The sequence below is a fragment of the Rhizobacter sp. P2_H3 genome (genome assembly GCF_056403355.1).
The window spans coordinates 1-14011 of sequence record NZ_JBFUFQ010000153.1; the positions used below are offsets into that span (position 1 = coordinate 1).

Here is a 14011-nt window from a genome sequence, read left to right on the forward strand (position 1 = left end):
GCCCACGGGGCCGCGGTCGCGGGCACCGGCACCTGCGGCGCGAGCTGCACATCCTTCGGCAGGTCCAGCAGCACCGGCCCGGGCCGCCCGCTGGCGGCCACCCTCAGCGCCTTGCGCAGCAGCGGCACCAGCTGCGCGGCGCTGCGCACCTGCGCGTTCCACTTCGTCACCGGCCGCGAGATGCCGAGCGCATCGCACTCCTGGAACGCATCGGTGCCGATCGACGTCGTCGCGACCTGCCCACTGATGCACAGCACCGGCACCGAGTCGCACAGCGCGTCGAGCAGGCCGGTCGTCGTGTTGCTCATGCCGGGCCCCGAGGTCACGAACACCACGCCGATGCGGCCGGTGCTGCGCGCATACCCCTGCGCGGCGTGCACCGCCGCCTGCTCGTGCCGCACCAGCACATGGCGCAGCCGCGGCTCGCGGTGCAGCGCGTCGTACAGCGGCAGCACCGCGCCGCCGGGGTAGCCGAACACGGTGTCGATGCCGTGCGCGAGCAGCGTCGCGATCAGCAGGTCGGCGCTGTCGGGGGTGCGGGTGGGGGCGGGTTGCAGGCAGGCGAGGGCGACAGGTGCATTCATGCCCGGAAGTTTCTCGTGCGACGCGCAGCAAAGGCTGCCGAAACTTCGGCAGGTTACGATGCCAGCGGCAAATCCTCCTGCATCTTCAAGAGGTCACAGCATGCAGCTCGACAAGTTCGACATCGCCATCCTGGAAGCATTGCAGCGCGACGCCCGCATCAGCATGGGCGAACTCGGCACGCAGGTCGGGCTGACCAGTTCGCCGTGCTGGAGCCGCATCAAGCGGCTGGAGCAGGCCGGCGTGATCGAGGGCTACTCGGTGCGCGTGAACGCGGCCGAGGTCGGGCTGCCGGACACGGTGATCGTGCAGGTCACGCTGGACAGCCACTCCGACGAGGCGCTGTTCGAGTTCGGCCGCGCGCTGGAGGCGATCCCCGAGGTGCTGGAGGCCTTCCTGGTGTCGGGCGACTACGACTACTACGTGCGCATCGCCGTCAGTGACACGCGCGACTACGAACGGCTGCTGCGCGAGCGGCTCTACAAGATCCCGGGGATCCGGCACAGCAAGTCGAGCTTCGTGCTGCGGCAGTTGAAGCAGAGCTTGCTGCCGCTCAGACGCTAGTTCATGACTTTCGCTTCTGCCACGCGATCAGCTCACCGACGAAGCCGCGCCGGAATGCGATCACGCACACCACGAAGATCACGCCGATGATCACCGTGACCCACGAGCCGACGCGGTCGGCCAGGTAGTCCTGCAGCCCGATGATCGTGAAGGCGCCCAGCACCGGGCCTGCGAAGGTGCCCATGCCGCCGAGCAGCGTCATCAGGAWCACCTCGCCCGACAGCGACCAGTGCACGTMCGACAGCGTCGCGAAGCCGAGCACGAAGGTCTTCATCGCACCGGCCAGCCCGGCGATGCCGGTCGACAGCACGAAGGCCAGCAGCTTGTAGCGGTCGACGTCGTAGCCGAGCGAGATCGCGCGCGGCTCGTTCTCGCGGATCGCCTTCAGCACCTGGCCGTACGGCGAATGCACGATGCGCAGGATCAGCAGGAACACCGCGACGAACACCGCCAGCACGAAGAAGTACATCGCCAGGTCATCGGCCATCGGGATCAGGCCGAACAGCTTGCCGCGCGGCACGCCCTGCAGGCCGTCTTCGCCGCCGGTGAACGGCGCCTGCAGGCAGACGAAGTAGATCATCTGCGCCATCGCGAGCGTGATCATCGCGAAGTAGATGCCCTGGCGGCGGATCGCGATCAGGCCGACCACCAGCCCGAGCGCCGCGGCCACCAGCGTGCCGGCGATGATGCCGAGCTCGGGCGTCCAGCCGGCGCTGCGCACCAGCCAGCCGGTGATGTAGGCCGCCGAGCCCATGAAGGCCGCATGCCCGAACGACAGCAGCCCGGTGAAGCCCAGCAGCAGGTTGAAGGCGCACGCGAAGATCGCGAAGCACAGCGCCTTCATCATGAACACCGGGTAGATGCCGATGAAGGGCGCGGCCACCAGCAGCGCCAGCAGCGCACCCCAGGCGATCAGCGATTTGCGCTGGAAGGCCTCGTTCTTGTTCGTGGTGGACACGCTCACTTCTCCTTGCCGAACAGCCCGGCCGGCCGGATCACCAGCACGATCGCCATGATCACGAACACCACGATGTTCGAGGCCTCGGGGTAGAACACCTTGGTCAGCCCCTCGACCAGGCCAAGCATCAGCCCGGTCAGGATCGAGCCGAGGATGGACCCCATGCCGCCGATCACGACCACCGCGAACACCACGATGATCAGGTTGCTGCCCATCAGCGGCGTGACCTGGATCACCGGCGCCGCCAGCACGCCGGCCAGCGCCGCCAGCGCCGAGCCGCCGGCGTACGTGAGCATCACCATGCGCGGCACGTTGATGCCGAAGGCCTGCACCAGCGCCGGGTTCTCGGTGCCGGCGCGCAGCGTGGCGCCGAGCCGCGTCTTCTCGATCAGGAACCAGGTGCCCAGGCACACCGTGAGCGATGCGACGACGACCCACGCGCGGTAGTTCGGCAGCACCATGAAGCCGAGGTTGGTCGCGCCCTGCAGCGCGTCGGGCACGTTGACCTGCTGGCCGGAGACGCCGAACTGGTCGCGGAACACGCCCTCGCCGATCAGCGCGAGGCCGAAGGTCAGCAGCAGCCCGTACAACGGGTCGAGCTTGTACAGGTGCTTGAGCAAGGTCCTCTCGATCACGACGCCGAGCGCCCCGACGATCACCGGCGCGAGCACCAGCGCGCCCCAGTAGCCGAGGCCCCATTTCTCCATCGAGAACCAGGCCACGTAGGCGCCGATCATGTAGAGCGCGCCATGCGCGAAGTTGACGATGCCCAGCAGGCCGAAGATCACCGCCAGGCCCAGGCTGAGCATCGCGTAGAACGAGCCGTTGACCAGGCCGAGCAGCAACTGGCCGGCGAAGGCCTGCAGGGGGATGCCGAAGATTTCTGTCATGGGGCGTCTTTCACGCTGCAGGCCTCGCTCAGGCGGTCACTTCCAGGAAGCGCACTTGCTCTCGGCCTTGGTCGTGAACGCCGCATCGCCCTTGATCGTCTCGACCACGTTGTAGTAGTCCCACGGCTCGGTCGACTTGTCCGGCGTCTTGACCTGCATCAGGTACATGTCGTGCACCATGCGGCCGTCCTCGCGCACCGTGCCGTTCTTCGCGAACATGTCGTTGACCTTGGCCTTGTGCAGCTGCGCGAGCACCTTGTCGCCATCGTCGCTGCCGGTCGCCTTGACGGCCGCCAGGTAGTTCGCGGTCACCGAGTAGTCGGCCGCCTGCAGCGACGACGGCATGCGCTTGACCTTCTCGAAGAACTTGCGGCTCCAGGCGCGCGTCTCGGCATCCTTGTTCCAGTACCAGCTGTCGGTCAGGTACATGCCCTGCGTCGTCTTCAGGCCCAGCGAGTGGATGTCGTTGATGAACACCAGCAGCCCGGCCAGCTTCATCGTCTTCGTGACGCCGAACTCGTTGGCCGCCTTGATCGCGTTGATGGTGTCGCCGCCGGCATTCGCGAGCCCCAGGATCTGCGCCTTGCTCGACTGCGCCTGCAGCAGGAACGACGAGAAGTCGCTGGCCGACAGCGGGTGCTTGACCTGGCCGACCACCGTGCCGCCGGCCCCCTTCACGACATTGGTGGTGTCGTTCTGCAGCGCCTGGCCGAACGCGTAGTCGGCCGACAGGAAATACCAGCTCTTGCCGCCGGCACGCACCACGGCGCCGCCGGTGCCCTTGGCCAGCGCCATCGTGTCGTAGGCCCAGTGGATGGTGTACGGGGTGCACTGCTCGTTGGTCAGCGCCGAGCTGCCGGCGCCCACCGCGATGAACGGCTTCTTCTTCTCGAGCGCCACCTTGGCCATCGCGAGGCTGGTGCCGGAGTTGGTGCCGCCGATCAGCATGTCGACGCCCTGCGTGTCGAACCACTCGCGGGCCTTGGCGGCGGCCACGTCGGCCTTGTTCTGGTGGTCGGCGACGAGCAGCTCGATCTTCTTGCCGTTGATCGCGCCGCCCGCATCGGCGATCGCCATCTTGATGGCCTCGGCGCCGGCCGGGCCGTCGATGTCGGAGTACAGGCCCGACATGTCGGTGATGAAGCCGATGCGGATCACGTCGCCGGAAACCTGCGCGTGGGCAGGGACGAGGGCGGCGGTGGCGGCGAGCGAGCAGGCGGCGGCGATGTGGCTCAGTTTCATTGAGGTCTCCTTGTGTGGTGGATCTTGAAGATCAGACGCCCAGGTACTCGTGGAGCTGGGCCAGGCGGTCAGGCAATTGGGCCTGGGTGAACTCTTGAATGATCTGGCCGTGTTCCATCACGAGGAAGCGGTCGGCCAGCGGCGCGGCGAAGCGGAAGTTCTGCTCCACCATCACGATCGTGTAGCCCTGGCGACGCAGCAGCACCACCATCTCGGCGAGCTTCTGCACGATGACCGGGGCCAGGCCCTCGGAGATCTCGTCGAGCAGCAGCAGCTTCGCGCCGGTGCGCAGGATGCGCGCGACGGCCAGCATCTGCTGCTCGCCGCCCGAGAGGCGCGTGCCCTGGCTGCCCGCGCGCTCCTTCAGGTTCGGGAACATCGCGTAGATCTCGTCGATCGCCATGCCGCCATCGGCCAGCTTCGGCGGCAGCAGCAGGTTCTCCTCGGCCGACAGGCTCGAGAAGATGCCGCGCTCCTCCGGGCAGTAGCCGATGCCGAGCCGCGCGATGCGGTGCGTGGGCATCGCGATGGCCTCCTGCCCGCGGATGCGGATCGAGCCCTTGCGGCTGCCGGTCAGCCCCATGATGGCGCGCAGCGTGCTGGTGCGGCCGGCGCCGTTGCGCCCGAGCAGCGTCACCACCTCGCCTTCGTCGACGTGGAAGTCCACGCCGTGCAGCACATGCGATTCGCCGTACCAGGCCTGCAGCCCGCGGACTTCGAGAAATCGATCGGCCATGTCAGTGCGCGCCCTGCAGTTCGACGTTGGCGGTGCCCATGTAGGCCTCGACGACGGCCGGGTTCTTCGAGACCTCGGCATACGGCCCTTCGGCCAGAGTCGCGCCGCGCTGCAACACCGTGATGGTGTCGGCGATGCTGGCGACCACGCTCATGTTGTGCTCCACCATCAGGATGGTGCGGTTCGCCGACACCTTCTTGATCAGCTGGCGGATGCGGTCGACGTCCTCCAGCCCCATGCCCTGGGTCGGCTCGTCGAGCAGCATCAACTCGGGCTCCATCGCGAGCGTGGTCGCGATCTCGAGCGCGCGCTTGCGGCCATAGCTGAGCTCGACGGTCGGCGTGTCGGCATAGCCGGCGAGGTCGACCTCGGCCAGCAGCGCGCGGGCACGGTCGTTCAGGCTGTGCAGCGTGCGCTCGGACTTCCAGAAATGGAACGAGGTGCCGAGCTTGCGCTGCAGCGCGACACGCACGTTCTCGAGCACGCTCAGGTGCGGGAACACCGCCGAGATCTGGAACGAGCGGATCACGCCGCGCCGTGCGATCTGCGCCGGCTTCTCGCGCGTGATGTCGGCGCCGTTGAAGAGGATCTGCCCGCGCGTGGGCGTCAGGAACTTGGTCAGCAGGTTGAAGCAGGTCGTCTTGCCGGCGCCGTTCGGGCCGATCAGCGCATGGATGTGGCCGCGCCGGACCTTCAGGTCGACCTGGTTCACCGCGACGAAGCCCTTGAACTCCTTCGTCAGCGCGCGGGTCTCGAGGATGGTGTCGCTGGGGCTGGCTGCTGTGCTCATGGCGGTCGTATTCATGGATTCGCTTCGTGCGGCACGGCCATGCTGCCGCCCAGGCGCTGCGTCAGCTCGCGCGCGACGCGCATCACGGTCTCGCTCTGCTGCGCCGCGACCTGCGGGTCGAGCATCGCCTTCTGCAGGCACACGCCGACGCCGGCCACCGCCTGGCCCGACGCGTCGAACACCGGGGCGCCGAAGCAGTACACGCCCTCGCGCACGCTCTCGTCGTCGGTGCTGTAGCCGCGGCGGCGGATCGCGGCCAGCTCGTCGAGCAGCGCACCGCGCTCGATCGGCGCGCGGTTCATGAAGCCCGGCAGCCGGTCCTGCGGAAAGTGGGCGAGCAGCCGGGCCTCGTCCAGCCAGGCGAGCATCGCCTTGCCGGTGGCCGCGCGGTGCGCCGGCAGGCGCATGCCGACGGTGAACGCGAGGCCGAGCGGGCGCACGCCGTTGCGGGCGGCGACGTAGACCACGTCGGCACCGTCGAGCACCGACAGGATCACCGTCTCGGACGGTGCCGCACCGGCCTCGGCCCACAGCGCGGTGAATTCCTGCGCCGGGCTGGTGTGGGCGACGAACGCATGCGCCAGGCCCATCACGCGCGGGCCGATGAAGAAGCAGCCGTCGTCCTCGCGGCGCAGGTAGCCCAGCGCGCTCAGCGTGTTGCACAGCCCGTGCACGCTGCTCTTCGGCAGGCCGAGGCTGGCCGAGAGCCGCGCCAGGCTCATCGCCTCGCGCTGCTGCGCCAGCAGGTCCAGCAACGCGGCGGCCCGCGTGACGGCCGGCACCAGGGCCGGCTTGGTCGCGGGAGCGCGGGGACGTTGGGCTTCTTGCAGCATGCGGAGGGGCTCCGGGGAGATGGCGCCGTTCAATGGGTTGAACCTGGATCGACCCATCGAACAGCCGGCGCAGTCTAAGAGGGGTCTTTGCGCCGGGGAATGCCGGCGCGGCCGGTTCGCGGGAAAGTCCGCACAGGGTTTGCGCGGGGCGGCTCGCTGCATTTTTTTGAATGGTTGCGACAAGCCGGGTGAACTTCGCCCGCCTGACCCGCTCTTAAAGTCGCACTTCACACCCGCAGCTCTGCCTGCGCAAGTGCTTCAAACTGTTTCAAGGCCTTCCATGCGCGCTCCGCCTTCACGCTACGACGCCGTTGCCATCAGCTTCCACTGGCTGCTGGGGCTGGCCATCGTCGCCACGTTCTGCTTCGGGCTGTACATGAGCGGCCTGCCGTTCTCGCCGCAGCGCCTGAAGCTCTTCAACTGGCACAAGTGGGCGGGCGTGACGATCCTCGCGCTGTCGGCGCTGCGCCTGTTGTGGCGCCTGACGCACCGCCCGCCGGCCGACCTGCCGGCGCCCGCCTGGCAGCAGCGAGCATCGCACTGGACGCACACGCTGCTGTACGTGCTGTTCTTCGCGGTGCCGCTGGCCGGCTGGGCGTACAGCTCGGCGGCCGGCTTCCCGATCGTCGCGTTCGGGCTGCTGCCGCTGCCGGATTTCGTGCCGGTCGACAAGGCGCTGGCCGAGACCGCGAAGCAGGCCCATGCGCTGCTCGCCTACGGCCTGGCCGCGCTGGTGCTGCTGCACGTCGCCGCCGCGCTGAAGCACCAGATCATCGACCGCGACGGCCTGCTCGCCCGCATGCTGCCCGGCGGTTCGCGCTGACCCTCACCTTTCACCGGGAGACCCACGAATGAAAACCTACCTCACCGTCGCGAGCTTCGCCCTCGCTGCCGCGTTCGCCTTCCCTGCCTGCGCCCAGGCGCAGCAGAAGGTGGTGCCGGCACAAAGCGAGATCGCCTTCACCAGCAAGCAGATGGGCGTGCCGGTCGACGGCAAGTTCCGCAAGTTCGACGCGCAGGTCGCGTTCGACCCGAAGAAGCCCGAGGCCGCGAAGATCGGCTTCACGATCGACCTGGCCAGCGTCTCGCTCGGCACCGCCGAGACCGAGGCCGAAGTCGCCAAGCCGGACTGGTTCAACACCAAGTCGTTCCCGCAGGCCACCTTCCAGTCGACCACCGTCAAGGCCACCGGTCCGGGCAAGTTCGACGTGGCCGGCAAGCTGGCGATCAAGGGCGCGAGCCACGACGTGGTGGTGCCGGTCGTGCTGGCGCAGGCCGGCGGCAACACCACGGCGACCGGCAGCTTCGTGATCAAGCGCCTCGATTTCAAGATCGGTGACGGCGACTGGAAGGACACCTCGATGGTGGCCAACGACGTCACCGTCAAGTTCAAGCTCGCGCTGACCGGCGTGGGCGCCCTCTGATTTCTCTGCAGTACCTCTTCCACCTCACCAGGACCATTCCCATGCTGACCAAGACCCTGCTCGCCGCCGCCGCCCTCGCCGCTGCCGGCCTCGCCCACGCCGAAGCCGCGACCTACGCGGTCGACCCGACCCACACCTTCGTGACCTTCGAGGCGAAGCACTTCAACACCAGCACGCTGCGCGGCCGCTTCGACAAGAAGGAAGGCACCGTCTCGTTCGACAAGGCCGGCAAGAGCGGCCGTGCCGAGGTGACCTTCGACATGACCTCGGTCAGCACCGGCGTGCCGGCGCTGGACACGCACCTGAAGGGCAAGGACTTCTTCAACGCCGCCGAGGCGCCGACCGCCAAGTTCGTCGGCGACAAGTTCGCGTTCGACGGCGCCGGCAAGGTGACCTCGGTCGCCGGCACGCTGACGATGAACGGCAAGACCCAGCCGGTCACGCTGACGGCCGCGAACTTCAACTGCTACGACAACCCGATGCTCAAGCGCGAAGTGTGCGGCGGCGACTTCGAGACGACGATCCAGCGCAGCCAGTGGGGCGTCAGCTACGGCCTGCAGTACGGCCTGCCGGACAACATCCGCCTGCTGATCCAGATCGAAGCCGTCAAGCAGTAATCACCTCGTTCCGGCCTCGAGCCGGAACACCGATACCGCGCCGGCCAGCCGCTGGGCCTGCGCGTTCAGGCTGCCCGCCGCGGCGGCCGACTCCTCGACCAGCGCGGCGTTCTGCTGCGTCACGCCGTCGAGCTGCTGCACCGCGTCGTTGACCTGGCCGACGCCCTGCGTCTGCTGGCGCGATGCGCCGCTGATCTCGCTGATCAGCGCCGACACCTGGGCGAACCGGCCGACGACGCGTTGCATCGTCGCGCCGGCCTCATCGGCCAGGCGATGCCCTTCCTCGATGCGCTGCGTGCTCTCGGCGACCAGGCCGCGGATCTGCCGCGCCGCCTCGGCGCAGCGTTGCGACAGCGATCGCACCTCGCCGGCCACCACCGAGAAGCCGCGGCCGTGCTCGCCCGATCGGGCCGCCTCGACCGCCGCATTCAGCGCGAGGATGTTGGTCTGCAGCGCGATGCCGTCGATCACGCCGACGATGGTGCCGATGCGCTCGGCCGCCTGCCCGATCTCGTTCATCGTCGCGACCACCTGCGTGACGACCGTGCCGCCGTGATCGGCCACCTGCGAGGCCTCGGCGGCCGCGCTGTCGGCGAGCCGCGCACTTTCGGCATTGCCGCGCACGCTGGTGTCGATCTGGTGCAGCGCCGCGGCCGTCTGCTGCAGGTTGGCCGCCTGCTGTTCGGTGCGGTCCGACAGGTCCATGTTGCCCTGCGCGATCTGCGCGCTCGCGGTGGCGATGCCGTCGGCACCTTCGCGCACCTCGCCGACCACGCGGCGCAGCCCGGCCTGCATGTCGACCAGCGCCTGCAGCACCTCGGCCGCCTCGTCGCGCCCGCTCACCCGGATCTCGCCGCACAGGTCGCCGGTGGCGATGCGCGCAGCGATGCCGCTCGCCTGCTGCAGCGGCCTGGCCACGTCGCGCTGCAGGCGCCACCACACCAGCGCAAACAGCCCGGCGCTGGCCAGCAGCGCACCCGCCAGCACCGACAGGGCGGTGCGGTCGTTCACCGCGACGATGCCGTCGAAGCCGCTGATCTTCTCGTCCGCAAACGCGTTCGAGCGCTCGACGGTGCGGTCGACGCCGCGCCGGTGCGCCTCGTAGTGGGCCTGCACCGCCGGCAGCGCGGCGCGTGCCGCGTCGATGCGTCCGTCGCGCAGCGGCTGCAGCACCTGTGCGCGGGCCGCCTGGAAGAAGCGCTGCGCCGCCTCGTGCTGTTCGCCGAGCAGCTCGTGCTCCAGCCCGTAGGGCGGGTGGGTGCGCCAGTACTCGACGCGGGCGCCGTAGGCGTCGAACAGCACATCGAAACCGCGGGCCGCGTCGGCCGGCGCCAGCGTCCCTTCGAGCGCCTGCGACAGCACCAGCCGCGCCTCGATCAGGTACATCGGCGGCGGCAGCACGTCGGCGGTCACGTCCTTCGCGACGAACACCTGGCGCGCCTGTGCCTGCATGCGCTCGCTGCTCCAGCGGGCACTCGCATGCAGCACCAGCATCGCCACGACGAACATGGCGAGGAACAGCAGCAACACGGACTTGATCGACTTCATCGCAGCACCTCGGCAACACCTGGAACGGCGCCCGAAGCGGGGGCCGTGTCAGGCATTTCGACGTGCTGCCGGTCGCCTTGACCGGGTCATTTGTCCAGGATTTCAGTGGCCGCCGGCCAGCAGCGCCGCGTTGCCGCCGGCCGCCGCGGTGTTGATCGTCAGCGTCTGCTCGGCGCAGAAGCGGTAGAGGTAGTGCGGGCCGCCCGCCTTCGGGCCGGTGCCGCTGAGCCCCTCGCCGCCGAACGGCTGCACGCCGACCACCGCGCCGATCATGTTGCGGTTGACGTAGACGTTGCCGATGCGCGCCGCCTGCGCCAGCCGCAGCGCGCGGCTGTCGATGCGCGTCTGGATGCCCAGCGTCAGCCCGTAGCCGAGCGCGTTGACCTGCGCGATCACGTCGGCCGCGTCGCCGCGCCAGCGCACCACGTGCAGCACCGGGCCGAAGACCTCCTGCCGCACGTCGGCGATGCGCGGCAGCTCGAACGCGACCGGCGCAACCAGGCGCGGGAAGGTCGAGGTCACCGGCGCTTCGCCGATCAGCGTCGCGCTGCCGCGCAGCCGCTCGACGTGGCCGCGGATGCCGGCGAAGGCCCCGTCGTCGATGACCGGGCCGACGTCGGTCGCGAGCAGCGCCGGGTCGTCGACGCGCAGCTCGGCCAGCGCGCCGCGCACCATCTCGATCACGCCGTCGGCCACGCCCTCGTGCACGCACAGCAGCCGCAGCGCCGAGCAGCGCTGGCCGGCCGAGCGGAACGCGCTCTGCACGACGGCGTCGACCACCTGCTCCGGCAGCGCGGTGCTGTCGACCAGCATCGCGTTGATGCCGCCGGTCTCGGCGATCAGCGGCACGATGGCGCCGTCCTTCGCGGCGAGCGTGCGGTTGATGATCTTCGCGACCGCGGTCGAGCCGGTGAAGCACACGCCGGCGGTGCGCGCGTCGGCGACCAGCGCCGCACCGACCGTCTCGCCGGGGCCGTGCAGCATCGCGAGCGCGTCGCGCGGCACGCCGGCGTCGTGCAGCAGCGCGACCAGGCGCTGCGCGACAGCCGGCGTCTGCTCGGCCGGCTTGGCGGCCACCGCGTTGCCGGCCACCAGCGCCGCCACCACCTGGCCGGCGAAGATCGCGAGCGGGAAGTTCCACGGGCTGATGCAGACGAACACGCCGCGGCCGTGCAGCTGCAGCAGGTTGCTCTCGCCGGTCGGGCCCGGCAGGGTCTGCGCGGCCAGCCGCGCCTCGGCCTGGTCGGCGTAGTAGCGGCAGAAGTCGACCGCCTCGCGCACCTCGGCCACGCAGTCGCCCAGGGTCTTGTGCGCCTCCTTCACGAGCAGGCCGCAGAACTCGGGCAGGCGGGCTTCGAGCGCATCGGCGGCGCGGCGCAGCACGGCGGCGCGGTCGGCCAGCGGGGTCGCGTTCCAGGCCTCGAAGCCGGACTGCAAGCGTGCCATCGCGTCGCTCRCGTCGGCCACGGTGGATTCGCGCACCGGCTCGACGACGGTCGCGGCCAGTGCCGCGTCCAGCGGCGCCCGCTCCTCGAGGCAGGCCAGGTCGGCCCCGCGCGAGTTGACACGCGCGCCGTCGCCATACAGCGCCCGCGGCAGCGGCTGGCCGATCGCGGCGGCCGGCACCAGCGGCGACGCGAGCAGCTGCTCGACCGGTACCTCGTCGTCCGACAGCTGGTGCACGAACGACGAATTGGCGCCGTTCTCCAGCAGCCGGCGCACCAGGTAGGCCAGCAGGTCGCGGTGCTCGCCGACCGGCGCGTACACGCGCACCGGGATGCCGGCATCGCGCATGACTTCTCGATAGACGCCCTCGCCCATCCCGTGCAGCCGCTGCATCTCGAACGGTGCGCCGGCCGCCCGCGCCATCTGCAGGATCGCCGCGATGGTGCCGGCGTTGTGGGTCGCGAACTGCGGGTAGATCACGTCCGCATGCCCGATCAGCGCGCGGGCGCAGGCCAGGTACGAGATGTCGGTGTGGTGCTTGTGCGTGAACACCGGGTAGCCGGCCAGGCCCAGCTCCTGCGCGCGCTTGATCTCGCCGTCCCAGTAGGCGCCCTTGACCAGCCGCACCATGAACTTCAGGCCGTGCCGGCGGGCGATGCGCGCGACCTCGTCGACCACCTGCAGCGCCCGCGTCTGGTAGGCCTGCACCGCGAGGCCGAAGCCGCGCCACTGCGGGAACTGCTGCGCGATGCGCTCGGCCAGTGCGTCCAGCACGTCGAGCGAGAGCTCCAGGCGGTCGCTCTCCTCGGCATCGATCGTCAGGTTGATGTTGGCGCGCGCGGCCTGCTCGATCAGCTGCCACACGCGGGGCAGCAGCTCGGCGCCGACGCGCTCGCGCTGCGCGTCTTCATAGCGCGAGAAGAGCGCGCTGAGCTTGATCGAGATGCCGTCGGCCGATTCGGGCCCGGCGGCGACGCGGCCACCGCCGATCGCCTCGATCGCCTTCGCGTACGACGCCAGGTAGCGCCGCGCATCGGCCTCGGTGCGCGCGCCCTCGCCGAGCATGTCGTAGCTGAAGCGCAGGCCGGCGTGCTGCTTGCGGGCCGCTGCCGCCTCGCCCATCGCCTCGGCGATGTCGCGGCCGAGCACGAACTGCCGGCCGAGCAGCTGGATCGCGCGCACCGTCGCGGCCACCACCGTCTGCGCGCCGAGGCGCTTGAACAGCCCGGCCTCCGCATCGGCTTGCGGCAGGAATTTCTTCGACAGCGAGATCGCGCTGGCCGACAGGCTCGCCAGCATCTGGTGCGGCCCGCCCGACGACGCATCGAATTCCGCCTTGCCGAGCTGGTCGGCCGTCAGCGCGATCGCGGTCTCGGCATCGGGCACGCGCAGCAGCGCCTCGGCCAGCCGCATCAGCGCCAGCCCCTCGGCGCTGGAGATCGGGTATTCCCGCAGCAGCGACTCCATCGCCCAGAACGGTGCCGGCTTGTCGCGCACCGCCTGCACCCAGGGCCGCGCCGCCTGTTGCACCGCCGCCCAATCCAGCGCCTGCGCGAGGGGTGGCGTCAGGCTTGCTAACAACTCCAGTTCAGCGCGGTACGGGTAGGGCAGGCGGGCGCGAGCCGGCGGCAAAAAAATCATCTTGGGTCACCATTGGTGTTAGTTCTACTAGCGTATCTGCTGATTACATGAATTAATCACCGACAAAAAGCCGGACCTCGAATTCATTCACCATGAAAAGCAATCACAGCCTGCCTGCCACGCTGGACAAGATCGATGCCCGCATCCTGGGCGCGCTGCAGCAGGACGGGCGCATCTCGAACCTGAAGCTCGCCGAGACGGTGCACCTGTCGCCGACCGCCGTGCTGGAGCGGGTGAAGCGGCTGACGCGCGACGGCTTCATCCTCGGCTACGAGGCGCGATTGAACCCCGACAAGCTCGGCGCAGGAATGATGGTCTTCATCGAGGTCGTGCTCGACCGCACGACGCCGGACGTGATGAAGGCCTTCAAGGCGGCGGTGCAGGTGCGGCCGGAGATTCTCGAATGCCACCTGGTGGCGGGCGGCTTCGACTACCTGATCAAGACGCGCGTGGCCGACATGGGCTCGTACCGCGAGCTGATCGGCTCGGTGATCTGGAGCCTGCCGGGGGTGCGGGAGACGCACACGTATGCGGTGATGGAGGAGGTCAAGAACACGACGGCTCTTCCGATCTGAGCTCTGAGTTCGGAAGGCGGGTGCGGGGAGGCTGTGGCGCGCCGTCGGGTGCGGTCTTCGCCCCTCTCGGGGCGAAGACTCCCCTGCGCTGACTGGTTTCATGGCCCGTCGCCCAAACTCCCGCCACTCACTTCGTTCGTTGTGGTCAAACAGTGGGCGACAGTC

The 14011-nt window shown here is 69.3% G+C and carries 14 protein-coding genes; 5 read left to right on the forward strand and 9 right to left on the reverse strand.

The features are described from left to right. Positions 1 to 584 (reverse strand): thiamine pyrophosphate-binding protein (locus AC1D1T_RS22660; protein WP_477826368.1); only part of this gene is annotated, 584 nt, incomplete at its 3' end. A gap of 100 nt (positions 585 to 684) precedes the next feature. Here AC1D1T_RS22660 and AC1D1T_RS22665 point away from each other — a divergent pair. Beyond that, a complete protein-coding gene (locus AC1D1T_RS22665) occupies positions 685 to 1146 on the forward strand; it encodes an Lrp/AsnC family transcriptional regulator (protein ID WP_047510836.1) in 462 nt (153 codons plus the stop codon). Between the two features lies 1 nt (position 1147). Here AC1D1T_RS22665 and AC1D1T_RS22670 read toward each other — a convergent pair whose 3' ends face one another. From AC1D1T_RS22670 to AC1D1T_RS22695, 6 genes are read right to left on the reverse strand one after another with little or no spacing between them, the layout of a single operon-like run. Then, positions 1148 to 2062, reverse strand: coding sequence for a branched-chain amino acid ABC transporter permease (locus AC1D1T_RS22670; protein WP_477992529.1), 915 nt, complete (start codon positions 2060 to 2062; stop codon positions 1148 to 1150). A 44-nt stretch (positions 2063 to 2106) separates the two neighbouring features. Further along, a complete protein-coding gene (locus AC1D1T_RS22675; protein WP_047510839.1) occupies positions 2107 to 2994 on the reverse strand; it encodes a branched-chain amino acid ABC transporter permease in 888 nt (295 codons plus the stop codon). A gap of 36 nt (positions 2995 to 3030) precedes the next feature. After that, the gene (locus AC1D1T_RS22680; RefSeq protein WP_477826369.1) at positions 3031 to 4236 is read right to left on the reverse strand and encodes an ABC transporter substrate-binding protein; all 1206 of its coding nucleotides are present in this window, start codon (positions 4234 to 4236) and stop codon (positions 3031 to 3033) included. 31 nt (positions 4237 to 4267) lie between these two features. Continuing rightward, a complete protein-coding gene (locus tag AC1D1T_RS22685) occupies positions 4268 to 4972 on the reverse strand; it encodes an ABC transporter ATP-binding protein (RefSeq protein ID WP_047510842.1) in 705 nt (234 codons plus the stop codon). 1 nt (position 4973) lies between these two features. Continuing rightward, entirely contained in the window at positions 4974 to 5762 is a 789-nt protein-coding gene (locus tag AC1D1T_RS22690; RefSeq protein WP_047510844.1) for an ABC transporter ATP-binding protein, read from the reverse strand. 11 nt (positions 5763 to 5773) lie between these two features. Continuing rightward, complete coding sequence (locus AC1D1T_RS22695) at positions 5774 to 6595, reverse strand: IclR family transcriptional regulator (protein WP_052212985.1); 822 nt, start codon at positions 6593 to 6595, stop codon at positions 5774 to 5776. Between the two features lie 280 nt (positions 6596 to 6875). Between AC1D1T_RS22695 and AC1D1T_RS22700 the strand changes: the two genes are divergently transcribed. The 3 genes from AC1D1T_RS22700 to AC1D1T_RS22710 are packed head-to-tail and all read left to right on the forward strand — an operon-like array spanning position 6876 to position 8636. Continuing rightward, entirely contained in the window at positions 6876 to 7418 is a 543-nt protein-coding gene (locus AC1D1T_RS22700; protein ID WP_465110384.1) for a cytochrome b, read from the forward strand. Between the two features lie 28 nt (positions 7419 to 7446). After that, complete coding sequence (locus tag AC1D1T_RS22705; protein WP_465110383.1) at positions 7447 to 8019, forward strand: YceI family protein; 573 nt, start codon at positions 7447 to 7449, stop codon at positions 8017 to 8019. A gap of 41 nt (positions 8020 to 8060) precedes the next feature. Further along, the gene (locus tag AC1D1T_RS22710) at positions 8061 to 8636 is read left to right on the forward strand and encodes a YceI family protein (protein WP_047510848.1); all 576 of its coding nucleotides are present in this window, start codon (positions 8061 to 8063) and stop codon (positions 8634 to 8636) included. Here AC1D1T_RS22710 and AC1D1T_RS22715 read toward each other — a convergent pair whose 3' ends face one another. Together AC1D1T_RS22715 and AC1D1T_RS22720 are read right to left on the reverse strand one after the other, a co-directional pair. Then, positions 8637 to 10184 (reverse strand): methyl-accepting chemotaxis protein, encoded by a 1548-nt coding sequence (locus tag AC1D1T_RS22715; RefSeq protein ID WP_477824744.1) that lies wholly within the window; start codon positions 10182 to 10184, stop codon positions 8637 to 8639. Between the two features lie 102 nt (positions 10185 to 10286). Continuing rightward, positions 10287 to 13271 carry an L-glutamate gamma-semialdehyde dehydrogenase gene (locus tag AC1D1T_RS22720; RefSeq protein ID WP_477992528.1) on the reverse strand — a complete coding sequence of 995 codons (2985 nt, stop codon included), beginning with the start codon at positions 13269 to 13271 and terminating at the stop codon, positions 10287 to 10289. A 92-nt stretch (positions 13272 to 13363) separates the two neighbouring features. On the opposite strand from AC1D1T_RS22720, the gene AC1D1T_RS22725 reads away from it, so the two are divergent. Further along, complete coding sequence (locus AC1D1T_RS22725) at positions 13364 to 13846, forward strand: Lrp/AsnC ligand binding domain-containing protein (protein WP_047510853.1); 483 nt, start codon at positions 13364 to 13366, stop codon at positions 13844 to 13846. The last annotated feature ends 165 nt before the right edge of the window (positions 13847 to 14011 follow it).

Excerpts from the sequence above, each read along its gene's own strand:
- AC1D1T_RS22725 (WP_047510853.1), top strand. The coding sequence starts at position 13,364 with ATGAAAAGCAATCACAGCCTGCCTGCCACGCTGGACAAGATCGATGCC.
- AC1D1T_RS22705 (WP_465110383.1), top strand. The coding sequence starts at position 7,447 with ATGAAAACCTACCTCACCGTCGCGAGCTTCGCCCTCGCTGCCGCGTTC.
- AC1D1T_RS22680 (WP_477826369.1), bottom strand. The coding sequence starts at position 4,236 with ATGAAACTGAGCCACATCGCCGCCGCCTGCTCGCTCGCCGCCACCGCC.
- AC1D1T_RS22675 (WP_047510839.1), bottom strand. The coding sequence starts at position 2,994 with ATGACAGAAATCTTCGGCATCCCCCTGCAGGCCTTCGCCGGCCAGTTG.
- AC1D1T_RS22700 (WP_465110384.1), top strand. The coding sequence starts at position 6,876 with ATGCGCGCTCCGCCTTCACGCTACGACGCCGTTGCCATCAGCTTCCAC.
- AC1D1T_RS22710 (WP_047510848.1), top strand. The coding sequence starts at position 8,061 with ATGCTGACCAAGACCCTGCTCGCCGCCGCCGCCCTCGCCGCTGCCGGC.
- AC1D1T_RS22695 (WP_052212985.1), bottom strand. The coding sequence starts at position 6,595 with ATGCTGCAAGAAGCCCAACGTCCCCGCGCTCCCGCGACCAAGCCGGCC.
- AC1D1T_RS22685 (WP_047510842.1), bottom strand. The coding sequence starts at position 4,972 with ATGGCCGATCGATTTCTCGAAGTCCGCGGGCTGCAGGCCTGGTACGGC.
- AC1D1T_RS22665 (WP_047510836.1), top strand. The coding sequence starts at position 685 with ATGCAGCTCGACAAGTTCGACATCGCCATCCTGGAAGCATTGCAGCGC.
- AC1D1T_RS22715 (WP_477824744.1), bottom strand. The coding sequence starts at position 10,184 with ATGAAGTCGATCAAGTCCGTGTTGCTGCTGTTCCTCGCCATGTTCGTC.
- AC1D1T_RS22690 (WP_047510844.1), bottom strand. The coding sequence starts at position 5,762 with ATGAGCACAGCAGCCAGCCCCAGCGACACCATCCTCGAGACCCGCGCG.